Annotated in this window: 17 protein-coding genes; 8 read left to right on the top strand and 9 right to left on the bottom strand. The window is 65.0% G+C overall.

All coding sequences use genetic code 11. The features are described 5' to 3' along the window. Positions 1 to 114 precede the first annotated feature (114 nt). Entirely contained in the window at positions 115 to 1,323 is a 1,209-nt protein-coding gene (locus EJ068_RS28420; RefSeq protein WP_127251011.1) for an MFS transporter, read from the top strand. Positions 1,324 to 1,382: 59 nt separating this feature from the next. Here the strand turns inward: EJ068_RS28420 and EJ068_RS28415 are convergent, their stop codons facing one another. Continuing rightward, the gene (locus tag EJ068_RS28415; protein WP_127251012.1) at positions 1,383 to 1,679 is read right to left on the bottom strand and encodes a DUF1330 domain-containing protein; all 297 of its coding nucleotides are present in this window, start codon (positions 1,677 to 1,679) and stop codon (positions 1,383 to 1,385) included. Positions 1,680 to 1,712: 33 nt separating this feature from the next. Then, positions 1,713 to 2,228: a GNAT family N-acetyltransferase gene (locus EJ068_RS28410; RefSeq protein WP_245463262.1), complete on the bottom strand. Its 516-nt coding sequence runs from the start codon at positions 2,226 to 2,228 to the stop codon at positions 1,713 to 1,715. Between the two features lie 203 nt (positions 2,229 to 2,431). Between EJ068_RS28410 and EJ068_RS28405 the strand changes: the two genes are divergently transcribed. Next, positions 2,432 to 3,067, top strand: a complete 636-nt coding sequence (locus EJ068_RS28405) for an ankyrin repeat domain-containing protein (RefSeq protein WP_127251013.1) — start codon at positions 2,432 to 2,434, stop codon at positions 3,065 to 3,067. Positions 3,068 to 3,091: 24 nt separating this feature from the next. On the opposite strand, the gene EJ068_RS28400 is transcribed toward EJ068_RS28405, so the two are convergent. From EJ068_RS28400 to EJ068_RS28390, 3 genes are all read right to left on the bottom strand, one after another. Continuing rightward, the gene (locus tag EJ068_RS28400) at positions 3,092 to 3,388 is read right to left on the bottom strand and encodes a DUF1330 domain-containing protein (protein WP_126083347.1); all 297 of its coding nucleotides are present in this window, start codon (positions 3,386 to 3,388) and stop codon (positions 3,092 to 3,094) included. A 63-nt stretch (positions 3,389 to 3,451) separates the two neighbouring features. After that, positions 3,452 to 4,015, bottom strand: a complete 564-nt coding sequence (locus tag EJ068_RS28395; RefSeq protein WP_127253961.1) for a GNAT family N-acetyltransferase — start codon at positions 4,013 to 4,015, stop codon at positions 3,452 to 3,454. Between the two features lie 62 nt (positions 4,016 to 4,077). Beyond that, complete coding sequence (locus tag EJ068_RS28390; RefSeq protein ID WP_127386274.1) at positions 4,078 to 6,372, bottom strand: cation:proton antiporter; 2,295 nt, start codon at positions 6,370 to 6,372, stop codon at positions 4,078 to 4,080. 349 nt (positions 6,373 to 6,721) lie between these two features. Here EJ068_RS28390 and EJ068_RS28385 point away from each other — a divergent pair, with 349 nt between their 5' ends. The 3 genes from EJ068_RS28385 (at position 6,722) to EJ068_RS28375 (ending at position 10,249) form a co-directional block, all read left to right on the top strand. Next, the gene (locus tag EJ068_RS28385) at positions 6,722 to 6,928 is read left to right on the top strand and encodes a hypothetical protein (RefSeq protein ID WP_126061490.1); all 207 of its coding nucleotides are present in this window, start codon (positions 6,722 to 6,724) and stop codon (positions 6,926 to 6,928) included. A gap of 121 nt (positions 6,929 to 7,049) precedes the next feature. Further along, the gene (locus EJ068_RS28380) at positions 7,050 to 7,835 is read left to right on the top strand and encodes a DUF2270 domain-containing protein (protein ID WP_127253149.1); all 786 of its coding nucleotides are present in this window, start codon (positions 7,050 to 7,052) and stop codon (positions 7,833 to 7,835) included. A 194-nt stretch (positions 7,836 to 8,029) separates the two neighbouring features. Continuing rightward, positions 8,030 to 10,249: a diguanylate cyclase gene (locus EJ068_RS28375; RefSeq protein WP_127253151.1), complete on the top strand. Its 2,220-nt coding sequence runs from the start codon at positions 8,030 to 8,032 to the stop codon at positions 10,247 to 10,249. Between the two features lie 134 nt (positions 10,250 to 10,383). On the opposite strand, the gene EJ068_RS28370 is transcribed toward EJ068_RS28375, so the two are convergent. Continuing rightward, positions 10,384 to 10,989 (bottom strand): sulfotransferase family protein, encoded by a 606-nt coding sequence (locus tag EJ068_RS28370; protein ID WP_127253153.1) that lies wholly within the window; start codon positions 10,987 to 10,989, stop codon positions 10,384 to 10,386. 40 nt (positions 10,990 to 11,029) lie between these two features. Beyond that, positions 11,030 to 11,929, bottom strand: a complete 900-nt coding sequence (locus EJ068_RS28365; RefSeq protein ID WP_127253154.1) for a VOC family protein — start codon at positions 11,927 to 11,929, stop codon at positions 11,030 to 11,032. A gap of 154 nt (positions 11,930 to 12,083) precedes the next feature. Between EJ068_RS28365 and EJ068_RS28360 the strand changes: the two genes are divergently transcribed. Together EJ068_RS28360 and EJ068_RS28355 are read left to right on the top strand one after the other, a co-directional pair. Next, positions 12,084 to 12,383, top strand: coding sequence for a hypothetical protein (locus EJ068_RS28360; RefSeq protein ID WP_095820718.1), 300 nt, complete (start codon positions 12,084 to 12,086; stop codon positions 12,381 to 12,383). A gap of 148 nt (positions 12,384 to 12,531) precedes the next feature. After that, positions 12,532 to 12,903: an endonuclease domain-containing protein gene (locus EJ068_RS28355; RefSeq protein WP_126083354.1), complete on the top strand. Its 372-nt coding sequence runs from the start codon at positions 12,532 to 12,534 to the stop codon at positions 12,901 to 12,903. A 99-nt stretch (positions 12,904 to 13,002) separates the two neighbouring features. Here EJ068_RS28355 and EJ068_RS28350 read toward each other — a convergent pair whose 3' ends face one another. Next, the gene (locus tag EJ068_RS28350) at positions 13,003 to 13,833 is read right to left on the bottom strand and encodes an aldo/keto reductase (protein WP_127253155.1); all 831 of its coding nucleotides are present in this window, start codon (positions 13,831 to 13,833) and stop codon (positions 13,003 to 13,005) included. A 255-nt stretch (positions 13,834 to 14,088) separates the two neighbouring features. Here EJ068_RS28350 and EJ068_RS28340 point away from each other — a divergent pair, with 255 nt between their 5' ends. After that, the gene (locus EJ068_RS28340) at positions 14,089 to 14,406 is read left to right on the top strand and encodes an endonuclease domain-containing protein (protein WP_127253159.1); all 318 of its coding nucleotides are present in this window, start codon (positions 14,089 to 14,091) and stop codon (positions 14,404 to 14,406) included. 108 nt (positions 14,407 to 14,514) lie between these two features. Here EJ068_RS28340 and EJ068_RS28335 read toward each other — a convergent pair whose 3' ends face one another. Then, positions 14,515 to 15,111 carry a TetR/AcrR family transcriptional regulator gene (locus EJ068_RS28335; protein ID WP_126083853.1) on the bottom strand — a complete coding sequence of 199 codons (597 nt, stop codon included), beginning with the start codon at positions 15,109 to 15,111 and terminating at the stop codon, positions 14,515 to 14,517. Positions 15,112 to 15,176 lie beyond the last annotated feature (65 nt).

Here is a 15,176-nt window from a genome sequence, read left to right as displayed (position 1 = left end):
AACCGGATTTGTAGGATCGGTTCCCGCTCCGGCGTCCTTTGGACGCAAACGGCCCGGTGGACTGGAAAAACCGTGCCGCATCAAACAGGATGCCTTACGGCATGGAGAAGAACCATGAACCATTCCTATCGTTGGGTCATCGTCGCGGCCGGCGCGCTGATGACCTGCGTGGCGCTCGGCGCCATGTTCTCGCTGGCGATCTTTCTGGAGCCGATGTCGCTCGACACCAACTGGTCGCGCACCGGCATCTCCAGCGCCATGACCTTGAACTTCCTCGTCATGGGCCTCGGCGGTTTCGCCTGGGGCGCGATCTATGACCGGGTCGGCGCGCGGCCCGTGGTGCTTGCGGGCGCCGTGCTGCTCGGCCTGTCGCTGGTGGTGGCGAGCCGCGCCAATTCGCTCATCGTCTTCCAGCTCAGCTACGGCATCATTGTCGGCCTTGCGGCCAGCGCCTTCTTCGCGCCGATGATCGCGCTCACCACAGCCTGGTTCGACACCAACCGAAGCCTTGCCGTGTCGCTGGTCTCGGCCGGCATGGGCGTGGCGCCGATGACCATCTCGCCCTTCGCGCGCTGGCTGATCACCGCCTATGACTGGCGCACCGCCATGTTCGATATCGGCGTCATGGCCTGGGTGCTGCTTTTGCCCGCCGTCTTGCTGGTGCGCCAGCCGCCGGCGGCGGCCGCGGCAAGCGACGGCACGCCGGCACCCGCCGCCGACGATCCCGGCATGAGCGTCGGCCAGGCGCTGCGCTCGCCGCAATTCATCGTGCTGGGGCTCACCTTCTTCGCATGTTGCGCGGCGCATTCGGGCCCGATCTTCCACATGGTGAGCTATGCCATGTCCTGCGGTATCGCGCCGATGGCGGCCGTGTCGATCTACAGCGTCGAGGGCCTGGCCGGCCTTGGCGGACGCGTGCTCTACGGCGTGCTCGGCGACCGGCTGGGCGTGAAACCGGTGTTGGTCGCCGGGCTCGCGATCCAGGGGCTGGTGATCGCCGCGTATCTCGCCGTCGGCCGGATCGAGCAGTTCTACCTCCTGGCCGTCATCTTCGGCGCCACCTATGGCGGCGTGATGCCGCTCTACGCGGTGCTGGCGCGCGAATATTTCGGCCTGCGCATCATCGGCACGGTGCTTGGCGCGGCGACGCTGCTGTCCAGCCTCGGCATGTCGCTCGGGCCGCTTGCCGGCGGCATGATCTACGACGCCACCGCCAGCTACCACTGGATGTTCATCGGCTCCGCGCTGATCGGCCTGGGCGCCGCCGGCATCGCCATCGCCTTCCCGCCGCAGCCAAGCCGGCAGAAGCTGCAGATGGCGTGAACGAGGCGCTGTAGGTGCCAATCTCCCCTCAAACAAGGGGAGATTGCGCGTTCCAGCGCTTAAGCCGGCAACACTCCTTCGAGGGCGATAATGCGCGTGTGGGCGCAGCGGAAGCGGATTTGCTTCAGCCTCTCATACTCCGGTGAGTCGTACCACGCGGTCAGCGCAGCCATGTCGGGAAACTCGATTATGACCAGACGGTGCGGCTCCCAGTCGCCCTCGAGCACTCGCGTCGTGCCGCCGCGCGCGAGATAATGCCCGCCATAGCGAGCCTCGGTTGCCGGCACCTCCCGCCGGTACTCGTCGAACATGGCCATGTCAGTGACATCGACGTCTGCAATCAGATAAGCGGCCATCGAGCTCTCCCTCTCAGATCGTCTTCCACATCATCACGATCGGCACCGGCGCGCCGCCGGTGTCGTCGAAGATCCTCTTGCCCGGCTGGTAGCCGCATGCCCGGTAGAGCGGCTCTCCGGCCATCGTCGCGCCGAGCTCGACACGCCGGAAGCTTCCTTCCGCGCCGCGTCCTCGCAAAGGGACAGGATGAGGCGGCCAACGCCGCGCCGCACGAAATCGGGATGCGTGTACATCGCCCTGACGCGCGCGGCGTCCCTGGCGGGATCGAGCAATGCCGCGCTGCGCCCGGGCGTCTTGTCGCCGCCGTACATGGTCGAGCGCCTGCTCCAGCCACCGCAGCCGGCGAGCGCTCCCGCGCAGGTCACGACAAAGTAGGTTCCGTCATCGATGAGCTGGGTGTCGAGGCCCATGATGGCGCGGCTGGATTCGATCTGGGCGTCATCGAGGAAGGGTTTTTGCAGCTCGGCGATCGCCAGCCCCATCAGCGCCGAAATCCGTTCGATGTCGTCGCGGGTCGCTGTCCGGTACTGCAACTCCTGGCCGGCCATTCGCGGAATGCCAAGCTCCTTTGGAAAGGGGCTATGTTATATTAGCATCCACTCAAATCAATGACCGAGCGGAGCCACGCGTTGGCTAGCGCGAAAATCCATTTGCCCGATGCCGGTTACTGTGGAACCTTCAGCCGGGGAAGCCGCAAACTGATGACTGCCGGCCTGCTGCCGGTACGAACCATGTTCCGGGGAACATTGCAGTGACGGCAAGCTTGGAAGCCGAAGACGCCAGAAATTGGTCCGACCTGCTGGTCGCAGCTGAGAAAGGCGACGCCGAGACCGTAAGTGCCGAACTCGCGGCCGGGGCGGACATCAACCAGACCGACGAAGGCGGCTGGTCTGCGCTGCATCTTGCCGCCCACAATGCCCGCATGGCAGTGCTCGAAGCCTTGATCGCGCGGCCGGCTATCGACGTCAATTCCAGGAACAAATGGAAGAGCACGCCTTTGAGCCTGGCCGCGGCCAAGGGTCACTACGACTGCATCCAGGCGCTGGTGCGACACCCTCAGATCGATATCGACACGCGCGCCGACTATTATGGCCGCACGGCGTTGATCGAAGCGGCACGGAACGGGCATCTCGATGCCGTCACGCTGCTGGTCGAGCATGGCGCGGACGTCAATGCGGCCGACAAGACAGGGCGAAACAGCGCCCTCATCGAAGCCATCAAGGGGCGGCACTTCGCGGTTGCGCAGTATCTGCTCGAGACCAGGAAGGTGAACTTCCTCAACAAGGACATGCGGCTCAACGCGCTGATCTGGGCCGGCAGCACCCGCAACGCCGAACTCATCGAGCAGCTGGACGAAGCGATCCACAGCTTCTTCGAAGGCAAGTGAACCGCAGCCGTCAGCCTTGGACCGTCAGGCAGGAGCCACTCCTTCGAGGGCGATGATGCGTGTGTGGGCGCAGCGGAAACGGATTTGCTTCAGCCTCTCATACTCCGGCGAGTCGTACCACGCGGTGATCGCGGCCATGTCGGGAAACTCGATAATGACCAGACGGTGCGGCTCCCAGTCGCCTTCAAGCACCCGCGTCGCACCGCCCCGCGCCAGATAGTGCCCGCCATAGCGGGCCTCGGTCGCCGGGACTTCGCGTCTGTACTCGTCGAACATGGCCATGTCGGTGATATCGACATCGGCAATCAGATAGGCGGCCATCGTCGTTCTCCCGTTCTGATCGTTCCTTCCCAGTATATATTAGCAATTAATCATATATATGCTTCAACCCCGCGCCGCCACTCTCTTCTCAACCACCCAGCGGTGCTTACCGATCTGGCGGTTGCGGCTGAAACCTTGGCGCTCGAACATCGCCAGCGTGCCGTTGTGCAGGAAGGCGCCGGCGACGGTGCGCCCTTGTGCGTCCTCAGGATAGCTTTCCACCGTGCCACCGCCGAGACGACCGATCTCGGCCAGTGCGCCGGCAAGGGCTGCCGCGGCCACGCCCTTGCCGCGAAAGGCCTTGTCGGAGAAGAAGCAGGTGATGCGCCAGTCGGGCAACACCGCCTGCCCATCCTCGTATGCGCGCAGGTGCTTGATGCGCGGCAGTTCGCCGGTCGGCCCGAACTGGCACCAGCCGACACAAGCCGAACCATCGAAGACGAGCGCGGCATGCGTGCTGCCTTCGCGCACCCGCGCCTCCTTTGCCTCGCGATTGCCCACCGCGCCCGAACCCTTGGCGTGGAACGCCATGCACCAGCAGCCGCCCCAAACGCCATTGTGCCGCTCGACCAGCGCGGCAAAATCCGGCCAGGTGGCCATGTCGAGAGGTTTTGTGCTGAAGCTCATCAACGCCTCCTTGCGCAGCAAGATAACCGATCCAGGCCGACTTTGAAGCGAGGGCTCTCCCTTCACCCGGTCCCCGCCCCCGTTCGCACGGCCTCGCGCTCACTCTCGTCGCGTTGCACCCGCTCGTCGGAGATCAGCACCACCGGACACGGGCCGCGCCGCAGGACGGCCGTCGTCGTCTCGCCGAAGATGAGTTCCTCGCCCTGCCGCCGCGATACGCCCATGACGATCAGCGACACGTTGCGGCCGGCCTGGCGGGCGATGGCGTCGGCGGCCGCGGCCCGGCTTCTGATGGCGGTCTCGATCTCGACGCCGTAGCGGTCTGCGAGCGCGACGATGTCCTTCAAAACCGCCTCGCGGCGGCGATGCGAGACGGTGTCGCGCGGCTCGTCGCGGCCGCCGCGCGCGACATAGAGCATCTTGACCGGCGCGCCGGTAACCGCCGCTATCGCGAGCGCCAGCTCGGCGCCCCGGCGGGCAACCGCCGTGCCGTTGACCGGCACCAGTATCTTGCCCGATCCGGGATCGAGTTTCGGCATCTGGCGACCGGCGCTCGCCGGCTTCAGCACCAGGCAGAGCGGCCCGTCGAAGGCGCCGGCGACTTCGTTCAGCCGGTGCGAGAAGCCGCCCTTGGCAGTGACGGCGCGGCCGAGGCCGACAAGCAGCATGCCGTAGCCCTTGCGCGCCTCGCTGGCGACCGCCTCGGCGGAAAGCACCTCATGCTGGCGGCGGGTGACCGGCGCTTCGCGCATCGGCTCCTCGTCGCCCTCCCTTGCCGCCTCGCGGCTGTCCTCGGCGCCCTTCTCGATTTCCTCCAGATGCAGGCCCTCGGTCGGCTCGGCATCGGTCTCGCCGCTCGAATGCAGCACCGTCGTCGGCTTGCCGGCGCCGATGACGCCGGCAAGGTAGGCGGCGAAGCGGCCGACGACGCCCTCGTCGACCACGACCAGAAGCCGTTCCAGATTGGCGACGAAGCCGCGCTGATCGATCTCCTCGCGCTCCAGGCGCTTCTTCTCCTTCTCGCCGATCGGCAGGCGCCGCAGCGCCCAGCGCAAGGTCGGCGGCATTGCCAACGTGGTGATGACGGCCATGGTGAGGATCATGGTGAAGAGGTTGTGCGAGAGCACGCCCATCGACAGGCCGATCGAGGCGACGATGACCTCCGTGGAACCCCGCGCGTTCATGCCGCAGCCGACCGCGATGCCTTCGGCGCGGCTCATGCCGGCCACCTCGGCGCCGATGAAGGCGCCGCCGAACTTGCCGATCGAGGCGATCACCACCAGAGCCACGGTGAGCAGCGCCAGTTGCGGATCGACCAGCACGGTGAGATCGGCCGACAGGCCGGCGACGCCGAAGAACACCGGCATGAAAAGCGCCGTGATAATTCCTCGCAGCTGCCCTTCGATGTGGCGCGACAGGATCGGCGATTCACCCACCAATATGCCGGCAACGAAAGCGCCGAGCACGGTGTGCACGCCGATCAGGTCGGTGATCAGGGCCATCACCCCCATGATGGCGAGAATGACGGTGACCACCGCATATTCCGAGCGGAAGGTGTCGTTGGTCCAGCGGATGGCGTCGAAGACGATGCGGCGGCCCAGCGTGAAGGAAAACGCCATGAAGAGGGCGACGCCGGCGACGGTGAAGGCCAGGCTGGCGATCTCGATCCGCCCCTTGGTGGCGATGCCGATGGTGATGGCGACGACCACCCAGCCGATCGTGTCCTCGATGATGGCCGAGGAGACGATGATCTGGCCGAGGTCGCGGCGCATGAAGTTCATGTCGCGCACCACCATGGCGACGATCTTGACCGAGGAGATGGAGAGCGCAGTGCCGAGGAACAGCCCGGCGACGATGCGCTCGCCGCCGGCGGCGAGCAGTGTCTCGGGCATGAACTGGGCAGCGATGAAACCGAGCGCGAAGGGCACGGCAACGCCGGCGGCCGAGATGGAAAAGCAGGCGCGGCCGACCCGGCGCACGAGCCTCAGATCCGTCTCCATGCCGGTGAGCAGAAGCAGCATCAGAACGCCGAGCTGGGCGATGGCGTTGATCATCGATTTGTGCGTCGGATCGCCGGCGAAGACCAGCCGCTCGGCCGCCGGCCAGACCCAGCCGAGCAGCGAGGGGCCGAGCAGGATCCCGCCGATCAATTGCCCCATCACCGCCGGCTGTCCCAGCGCTTCCAGCACCTCGCCTATGCCGCGGCCGACAACCAGGAGCAGGATCAGCTCGGCGACGAAGATGCCTTCCGAGGACATGCCGGTCTTCTCTGCGGCGAAGGCGACGGCAGGCATCAAAGCGAGCGCCGCCGCTGCAAGCGCGATCCAGACCGACGGCGACCGGCGCCGATTGAGCATGGACAAGATGCCCCCTCATTTCCTCGCCTGGGCTTAACGGTCTGGCGCGCGGATCGGTTGCACGGCTGATGGGAGCATTTCCTCGCCCCCGCAAAGCGGGGGAGAGGTGGCTCGGCGAAGCCGAGACGGAGAGGGGAGCGCCGGTTCGACCGGCAAAAGCACTTCGAAGAGGAGGGCTTCCGCCCTACGAAGCCCCCTCTCCGTCCGCTTCGCGGACACTTCTCCCCCGCTTTGCGGGGGCGAGGAAACGCTCCCTACAATTCTATTCAAATGCCAGCGCCGATTTTTGCTTCGCGGTAAAGCGACTCGACGATGTTGGCGGCCAAGGCGGGGCAATAAGGAGAAGCTAATGAAAAGCGACTTTGCCGCCGCCCACCTGCACCTCGACCGGGCGTGCCATTACCTGCGTGGAGATGATGAAACGAGCCGCGCGGCGCTTCAGGCACTCGACCTTGTGATCGACGCGGTGGCGGCGGCCCAGCATGCCAGGCCGGTGGCCGACGTGCTGCCCTTTCCGCGGCGCGCGAATGGCGGCGTTCCGCCGCTTGCATCCTGACTTATCCGCCTGAAAAGGCGGGAACATTTTGGGCTGGCCACACGTTGTGCTATACGGGGTGTGGCCGGCCTGTTCTTAAGTCGGATGCGGCCGGCCATGGCGGTGGGAGGCGCATGGCACGATGTCCCAGACGAAGGCCGCAAAATCCACCGACGCGGCCAGGGCCGCGAAATCCATCGAGGCGAACGCGCCGGCGAGATCAACCGAAAAGGCAGCACCGCCCCGCGCTTCCGACACGCTGGCGCTGAAGCTCAGCTCTCCCGAATTCACCACGACGCTGTCGCATTTCCACCGCGCCGAGATCGCGCGTATGGCCGGCTGGCGCGACAGGCTCGACCGCACCAGCAACTGGGCGATCACCGTGGTGGCGGCGATGCTGTCGGTGTCGCTGTCGACGCCTTCCGCGCATCACGGCGTGCTCTTGTTCGCGATGCTCCTGATCACGCTGCTTTTGTGGATCGAGGCGCGGCGCTACCGTTTCTTCGACGTCTACAGGACAAGGGTACGGCAGTTCGAGCGATACTACTTTGCGCAGATCTTCTCACCGCAGCCGGACTTTGCCTCCAACTGGCTCGCCATCCTCGGCGAAGGCCTGCGCTCGCCACGCTTCCTGATCTCACAGCGCTCGGCGCTCGTCAGGCGGCTGCGCCGCAATTACATCTTCATGTATACGATCCTGATGCTCGCCTGGGTGTTGAAGATCACGACACCCAGCCTGGCGCGCGAGGGCGCCCCGATCGGCTTCAGCGCCTCGCTGCTCGACACGTTCCGGGTTGCGACGCTCGGGCCCATCCCGGGCGTGGCGGTGGTGTGCGGGGTCGCTGTTTTCTATCTCGCGATGCTGGCCGCGTCATTCCTGATCCGCGACGAGGACGACGAGCTTTCCTTCGGCGACGTGCATGTGTGAGCGGCTGAACGCCGAACGTTTACCCGGATTCAGCTATGCCTGCCTGCCGGTAAACCACCGTGAAATCGCGTGCGGGGACAACCATCAGGCGCGCCATCATTAGCCGCTTGATAAGCATTTGGTAATAAAACGCGACAGATGAGAGGCTGGCCGCGATTCACGGACAACAGCGTTGTCGCCGGTGGGACCTTGCCATGCGCATTAAGAGCCTGATTATCGTCAGCATGGTGAGCGCGGCGGCGCTGATCGGACTGGTTGGCGCTGTCGCCGTCTTCACGCAGCTGAAGGCGGCCAGATATCTGGGACTGAACGAAGCGACCAATGTCGCCCGTGAGCTCGCCGACACCATCGTTTTCAAACCCTACGACGGTGCGCCATCGCTGCTTGATCGACCTGATGCATTAAAGCGGTATCTCGACCAGCAGCACCGCCGCGCGCGGCGCGATTTTATCGTTGTCGACAGCAGCAAGCGGATTGTCGCCCATGCCGCTGACGAGGAGCACATCGCCGGCGAGACATTCGATCACGATCCGGGCAATGAGGTGGGCCTCACGCTGCAAGACGGTGTTCCGCGCCGGTTCGTCGATCCGAACGAAGTGAACGCCATTCTTGCCGTTCCGATCGAACAGAACGAGGACACGATCGTCGGCGCCGTGCTTCTGGAATATGACCCGGTGCTGAACGCCGCCGAGCAGCGGACCAATAGTCTGCTCTGGCTCGTCGGCCTTAGCACCGCCGCCGCGATGCTGATCGCCGCGGGTTTCGCCTGGGTGCTGCTCAGCCGTTTCGGTTCAGGGCTTAAGGATATGATGCGCGGCATGCAGGCGCTGGCGCAAGGCAACGCCATGACGCGCATAGGCGATGGGCGTAACGACGAGTTCGGGCAGTTGGCAGATGGCTTCAACACGATGGCCGACCAGCTCGCGTCGGCGCGGGCGCATATCGAAGACATCGTCGAGACAGCTGCCGAAGGCATCGCGGTGCTCGATGCAGAGGGCCGCATCGCCAGCGTCAACCCCGCCGCAGCGACGATGATCGGCCGGCGCGCCGACAAGATCGTCGGCCTGCAATGGGACGCGGCGCTGACACTGCACGATCCGAAAGGCGTCGAATTCGCCAGTGGGTCGTCTCCCGTCGAGATGGCTCTGGCTACCGGTCGGCAGCAGCAGCGCGAGATACGCCTCGTCAGGCTGGACGGCTCGCAGATCCCAGTCATCGCCAGTTGCAGTCCGCTCAGCCGATCTGACGGCGGGCTGGTGCTGACCCTCAACGACATCAGTGAATTGCGCCGCGCCGAAGGGGTCGTCAACGAACGCGCCGACCAACTCGCGATCCTCAATCGCGAGCTGCACGAGAAGTCGGAAACCACGGCCCGCCTGGTTAAGCTAGGCGAACTGCTGCAGGCCTGCGTGACCTTCCCAGAGGCCTTCTCGGTTGTCGGCACGGCGATGACCGAGTTTCTCGGCGGCCTGAGCGGGAGCGTCCACCTGACCAGCGCTTCGCGCAACCTGGTCGAGGAGATGGCGCATTGGGGCGACGTGCGTTCGAGCGTCAATCAATTCGCGCCGGAAGACTGCTGGGCGCTGCGCCGCGGCCAGGAGCATGTCGTCGGTCCGGGCTTGCTCACGCCGCGTTGCGCTCACATCACGGAGAACGGCAACAAGGGCTACGTCTGCATGCCGCTGGCGGCGCAGGGCGAGACGCTAGGCATTATGCATCTGTGCGAATCGAATGCCGCCGAGAAGCCGCAATGGCTGACCGAACGACAGCAGATCCTGCGCGGCGTCGTCGACACGCTGGCGCTGGCGCTGGCCAATCTGCGCCTGCGCGAAACGCTCAGGCAGCAATCGATCCGCGATCCGAACACTGGCCTGTTCAACCGGCGTTATCTCGAGGAAACCAGCAGCCGCGAACTGAGGCGCATGGAGCGCTCGAGCCAGCCGCTGGCAGTCATTATGCTCGATGTCGATCACTTCAAACAGTTCAACGATACCTTCGGGCACGAGGCCGGCGACCTCGTGCTGAAGCAGGTTGCCGCGACGCTAATCGAGCATGCGCGCGACAGCGATGTCGTATCCCGTTATGGCGGCGAGGAATTTGCCCTGGTCATGCCGGGATGCTCGCTTGAGGAGGGAGCTCAGCGCGCCGAAACGCTCCGCCAGGCGATCAAGCATCTGCATCTGGCGCATCGCGGCCGCACGCTTGGAACAGTGACGGCCTCGTTCGGCGTCGCGGCCTATCCCGAGCATGGCACCGGCTGGGCCGAGATCACCAACGCCGCGGACCACGCGCAATATGACGCGAAGGCCGAGGGTCGCGACAGGGTGGTTGTCGCCAGGAGCACCCCACCGGGCGAGCGCCCCGCCATCCAGCTGGTGCCCTCCGCGAAAGCGGGCACCGAGGTCAAGGGATGATTCCGCGCTAGCGCCTCTCAGCGTTTCAACGAAACGCCGAAACGCTCTATCTATTTGTTTTTACTCAATTTCGGAGGGCTACGGCGAAGTCGCCGAGCCTAACGTTACACACTTTGTCCTGGAGTCGCTCCAATCTACTGGACTATGCCAAGCGCGGATCGGAACTCCTGCGTTGTGTTGCGGGCGGGATAGGATTCCTCCGGCACGGGAACGCCGAGATGGCTGCAGAGCGGCGCCCAGCCGTCGCCGAGCTTGTGCACCAGCAGCCGTCCCGCCGGCACGGTGTTCAGCACCGCCTCGACATTGTCCCGGTAGACGGCGATGGCATGTGCTCGGTCCTGCGGGCGGCCGCCGAAGACCTGGTTGGCGACGAGCGGGATGCCGAGCGACTCCTGATCCGTGCTGCCGGCGATCGCCGGCAGCAGGGTTTTTTCAAAACTCTCCCACCAGCTTTCGGGCGAGCGCCAGGTGAGGATGACGCGCGCCTGCGGATAGGCTTCGATCAGCTCACGCCAATAGAAGGCCGAGGGCCAGTCGACGCAGGATTTATATCCCGCGAAGAGCTGGGCCCAGTCGGGCGCCTCGCCCCTGGCCAGCGCCCGCCAGAGCCGCTTCTGCTTCGCATGCCCCATGACCTCCGACATATGGTGGCAAGGACCGAAGCCGAGCATGGTCAGCGCCTCGCGCATCGAGTCCGTGCCGGTCCGGCCGAAGCCGGTTCCAATCACCATCAGCGACATTTCCCCCTCCTCCACTACTCCCGTCTTTAAGCGGTTGCGGTCAACCTCCCTGGACCACGAGCCGCAGGCGGTTGCCTTCCGGATCAGCGGTCGAGATGGCGCGACCGTCTCTTTTCGCTTGTATGCCGGCCGCTTCGAGCCTGCGCGCCACGGCGGCAAGTTCGTGGGCGGAACCGAGCTCGACGGTGAAATAGTCCAGGCCGGCGGCATCGGGCGGCGGTTCGCGCAGCTCGCCGCGCGCCCAGATGTTGAAGGCGATCATATGCGCGCGGCGCTCGGTGCCGCAGTCGAACATGCCGAAGGTCCGGGACTGGATATGCGGCCGGAAGCCGAGCACGCCGAGATAGAATTCCATCAGCGCCTCGGGCGCGCGGGCGCGCAAATGGATGTGGCCGATGAAGGCGTCCCACGCCATCCTCGGCTCGACATGGCCGGAGTTGCCGAGGTCGCGCAAAAGGCCCGACATGTCCAGCGGCTCCAGCCCGGAATGCGCGCTGCCGTCGACGGCGATCAGCGACACGCGGCCGTCGGGCGAGACTTCGCGGCGCAGCAGGCGTTCAGGCGTGTCGAAGCATATCTCGATGCCGTTGCCGGATGGATCGGAGACGTAGAGCGATTCCGAAACGAGGTGGTCCTGGGCGCTGTATCGCAACCCCGACGCCTTGAGGCGCGCGGCCGCATGCGCGAGGTCGCGGCGGGTGGTGACGTGGATGGCGACGTGGAAGAGATCGCGCGACTTCTGCGGCAGGGCGACTTCCGCGCCCGCATGGAGCACGATCAGCGTCCGGCCGCCGGCGCCGAGCTGCGCTAGAACGGCGTCCTCCCCGGCCGGCGCCAGTCCGAGCGTGTCGCGCCAGACGGTCAAGGCGGCCGGAATGTCGGTCACCTTGAGATGGACCGGCCCGAGACACGTGGCCTGAGACAGCAATCCTTCGTCCATCGTCGTCTGCTCGATTGCGGTCGATGGATATATTAGCTCCGAATGATATTTATGTCTCGCGCCAAGTTCGGGTTGACCCCTCCCCGGCGGGCGGCGACTATCGCAAAGCAGGCTGTTTTTTCGGCAGCTCCGAACGAAGCAGGAGGAACCTCCCATGGACGACACCGATCACTGGCGCAACATGGCGAGTGCGCCGCGGGACGGCAGCCGCATCCTGGTGACGGTGCGCTCCTCCGAGCAGGGACCGGCCGAGGTCGACATGGCCTATTGGTCGCGCGCCGACCAGTTCGGCGAGGAAGGCTGGCGGGCCTCGGACTCCTCGCCCGGCCGCGTGGTCGAATATGCCGAGCCGGAGCTCAGATGCTGGATGCCGCTGCCAAGCGCCGGGCGAGGCTCGATGCCGAGCCCTTGGGAGGGCGAGGACGTGCCGCTGGTGGATGGGGAAGGGATTTAGGGCGCCTTTCCCTTCTCCCCTTGGCGATTGGCGAAAGCAGCGGCGACAGCCAATCTCCCCCCTAGTGGGGGAGATGTCCGGCAGGACAGAGGGGGGCGCCGTAGAGTAAAGACCTTGGTGAAGACCTCAGGTTCAAACGGCTCCAGCGATGACCCATACTCCTCTGCCGCCACGACACCGGGCCAATGCAAAATCGATGCGTCGCGTCATGACCGATGCCGAACTGAAGCTCTGGAACGAGCTTCGCGCACACCGGTTGATGGGACTTGGTTTCCGTAGGCAGTTTCCGATAGCAGGCTATATCGTCGACTTCGCTTGCCCGGAGAAAAGGCTTCTTGTCGAGGTCGACGGCTCGCAGCATGGCGATGGCGGCGTTGCCGAGGCTGATGCGCTGAGAACGAGACGTCTCGAAGAGGATGGCTGGACCGTCTTGCGGTTCTGGAACGACGATGTGATCCGCGACATCGACAATGTCTGCCAGCACATTGTTATCGTCGCGGATTTGGCTGATCCGACCTGAGAGGCTGGCGGGACAGCGCCCCCCTCTGTCCTGCCGGACATCTCCCCCACTAGGGGGGGAGATTAGCAGTTTCGGCGTCGGCTCCCTTCTATCAGAGCGCTAAAATAAAAACGCCGCCGTCGCCGGATCAGGTCCGGTGCGACCGTCGGCGGAATCCAGGCCACGGATGGTCTGCATATCGTCCTCGTCGAGCTCGAAACCGAAGACGTCGAAATTGCCGGCGATGCGCTCCTGGTGGATCGACTTCGGGATGACGATCAGCCCTTCCTGCAAATGCCAGCGGATGATCACCTGCGCCACCGACTTGCCGTGCTTCTTCGCCAGCTTCTCCAGTGTCGGGTCGGAAAGCAGCCGGCCGCTGCCCAGCGGGCTCCAGCTCTCGATGTGGATGTTGTGCTTCTTGTGGAAATCGCGTTTGTCGCGCTGCTGGAAGCGCGGATGCAGCTCGATCTGGTTGACGACGGGCGTCACGCCGGTCTCGCCGATGATGCGCTCCAGATGATCCTGGTTGAAGTTGGAGACGCCGACCGACTTGATGCGACCGGCCTGCTTTAGCTCGACCAGCGTCTTCCAGGCCTCGACATATTTGTTCTGGCTGGGCACCGGCCAGTGGATCAGGAAAAGATCGATCCGGTCGATGCCGAGTTTTTGCATCGTGTCGTCGAAGGCGCGCAATGCCGCGTCGCGCTGATGCGCGCCGTTGCGCAGCTTGGAGGTGATGAAGAGCTCGTTCCTCGGCACGCCCGCCGCGCGGATCGCCTCGCCGACGCCTTCCTCGTTGCGGTAGCCTTCGGCGGTGTCGATCAGCCGGTAGCCGGCCTCGATCCCCCAGCGCACGACCTTGGCGGTGATGTCCGGATCGACCTGCCACACACCGAGCCCGATCTGCGGGATGGTCGAGCCGTCGTTCAATGTCAGCTGTTCGGGCATGGGAGGTTCCTTTTGGGAGGGAGCGTGGTGTACGGGACGGGTGGTGCCGACTATTTAGGCCGCGGGGTGAGGAATACCAGTCGCATAGAGAAGATGGCGCGACGCCGAAGCTGCCAATCTCCCCCCTCGTGGGGGAGATGTCCGGCAGGACAGAGGGGGGCGCCGTAGAGTAGAAACGCAGGTGAACCTGCCTCGGTCTGATGCACCCATGCCCATACACCAGTCCCACCTCGACATCGCGCCAACGCGAAATCGATGCGCAAAGTCATGACCGATGCTGAACTGAAGCTCTGGAACGAGCTCCGTGGCCACCGGCTGATGGGCCTCGGCTTTCGCAGGCAGTTTCCGATCGCAGGCTACATCGTCGACTTCGCGTGTCCTCAGAAGAAGCTGATCGTGGAAGTGGATGGATCGCAGCATGCCGACGACGCCATTCCTGACGAGACCAGAACCAGGCGCCTGGAGCAGGATGGCTGGATGGTCCTCCGGTTCTGGAACGACGACGTCATTCGAGACATCGACAATGTCTGCCAGCATACTGTTATTGCCGCTGGGTTGGCCTGTCCGACTTGAGATGCTGGCGGGACAGCGCCCCCCTCTGTCCTGCCGGACATCTCCCCCACGAGGGGGGAGATTGGCAGCTTCGCCGCCGGCTTCACCCGCAGCCGAGAAGGAGGAGCGCTACCCCCTCGCCCCGAATCTCAGCCCATCCATCAAGAGCTTCACCAGACGTCCGGACCGCTCGCGCCAGTCGGGCGTATTGGGCGCGGAGTAGATGCCGCCGAGCGCATGCATGACATCGGAGGCGTCAACGTCGGCGCGGATTTTTCCCGCGGCGGCGGCGGCCTGGACCAGGCTTCGCATGGCGCCGGAGACGCGGCCCGACGTGTCGGAGAACAGCGTCGAATTGGCGGTGAGCAACAGGCGGAGGCTGGTGGCGAGGCCGCGCTTGGTGGCGATGTAGTCGACGAAGCGCTGCATCCAGAGCTCCAGCGCGACGTCGGCCGGATGCTCGTGGGCAAGTTCGTCAGCGGCGTGGCAGAGGCCTTCCACCTCGCGGCGGTAGACCACCTCGACCAGATGCTCGCGCGTCGGGAAATGGCGGTAGAGCGTGCCGATGCCGACCCCTGCCCGCTTGGCGATCTCCTCCAGCGAGGCGTCGACGCCGTCGCTGGCAAACATCTGCGCCGCCACCTCGACCAGCCTGTCGCGGTTGCGCTGCGCATCGGCGCGCAGCGGCTTTGGCGCCGGCGCATCGCGCGTCGCTTCAGCGATCATTTCGGGCTCGGGCACTTTTTTCTCCACCAACGCAATATGGGGGTTGAACCATGACTGGCCAGACC

Source organism: Mesorhizobium sp. M2A.F.Ca.ET.043.02.1.1 (assembly GCF_003952405.1).
GTDB lineage: Bacteria > Pseudomonadota > Alphaproteobacteria > Rhizobiales > Rhizobiaceae > Mesorhizobium.
This window is presented reverse-complemented; position numbering and strand designations above follow the sequence as displayed.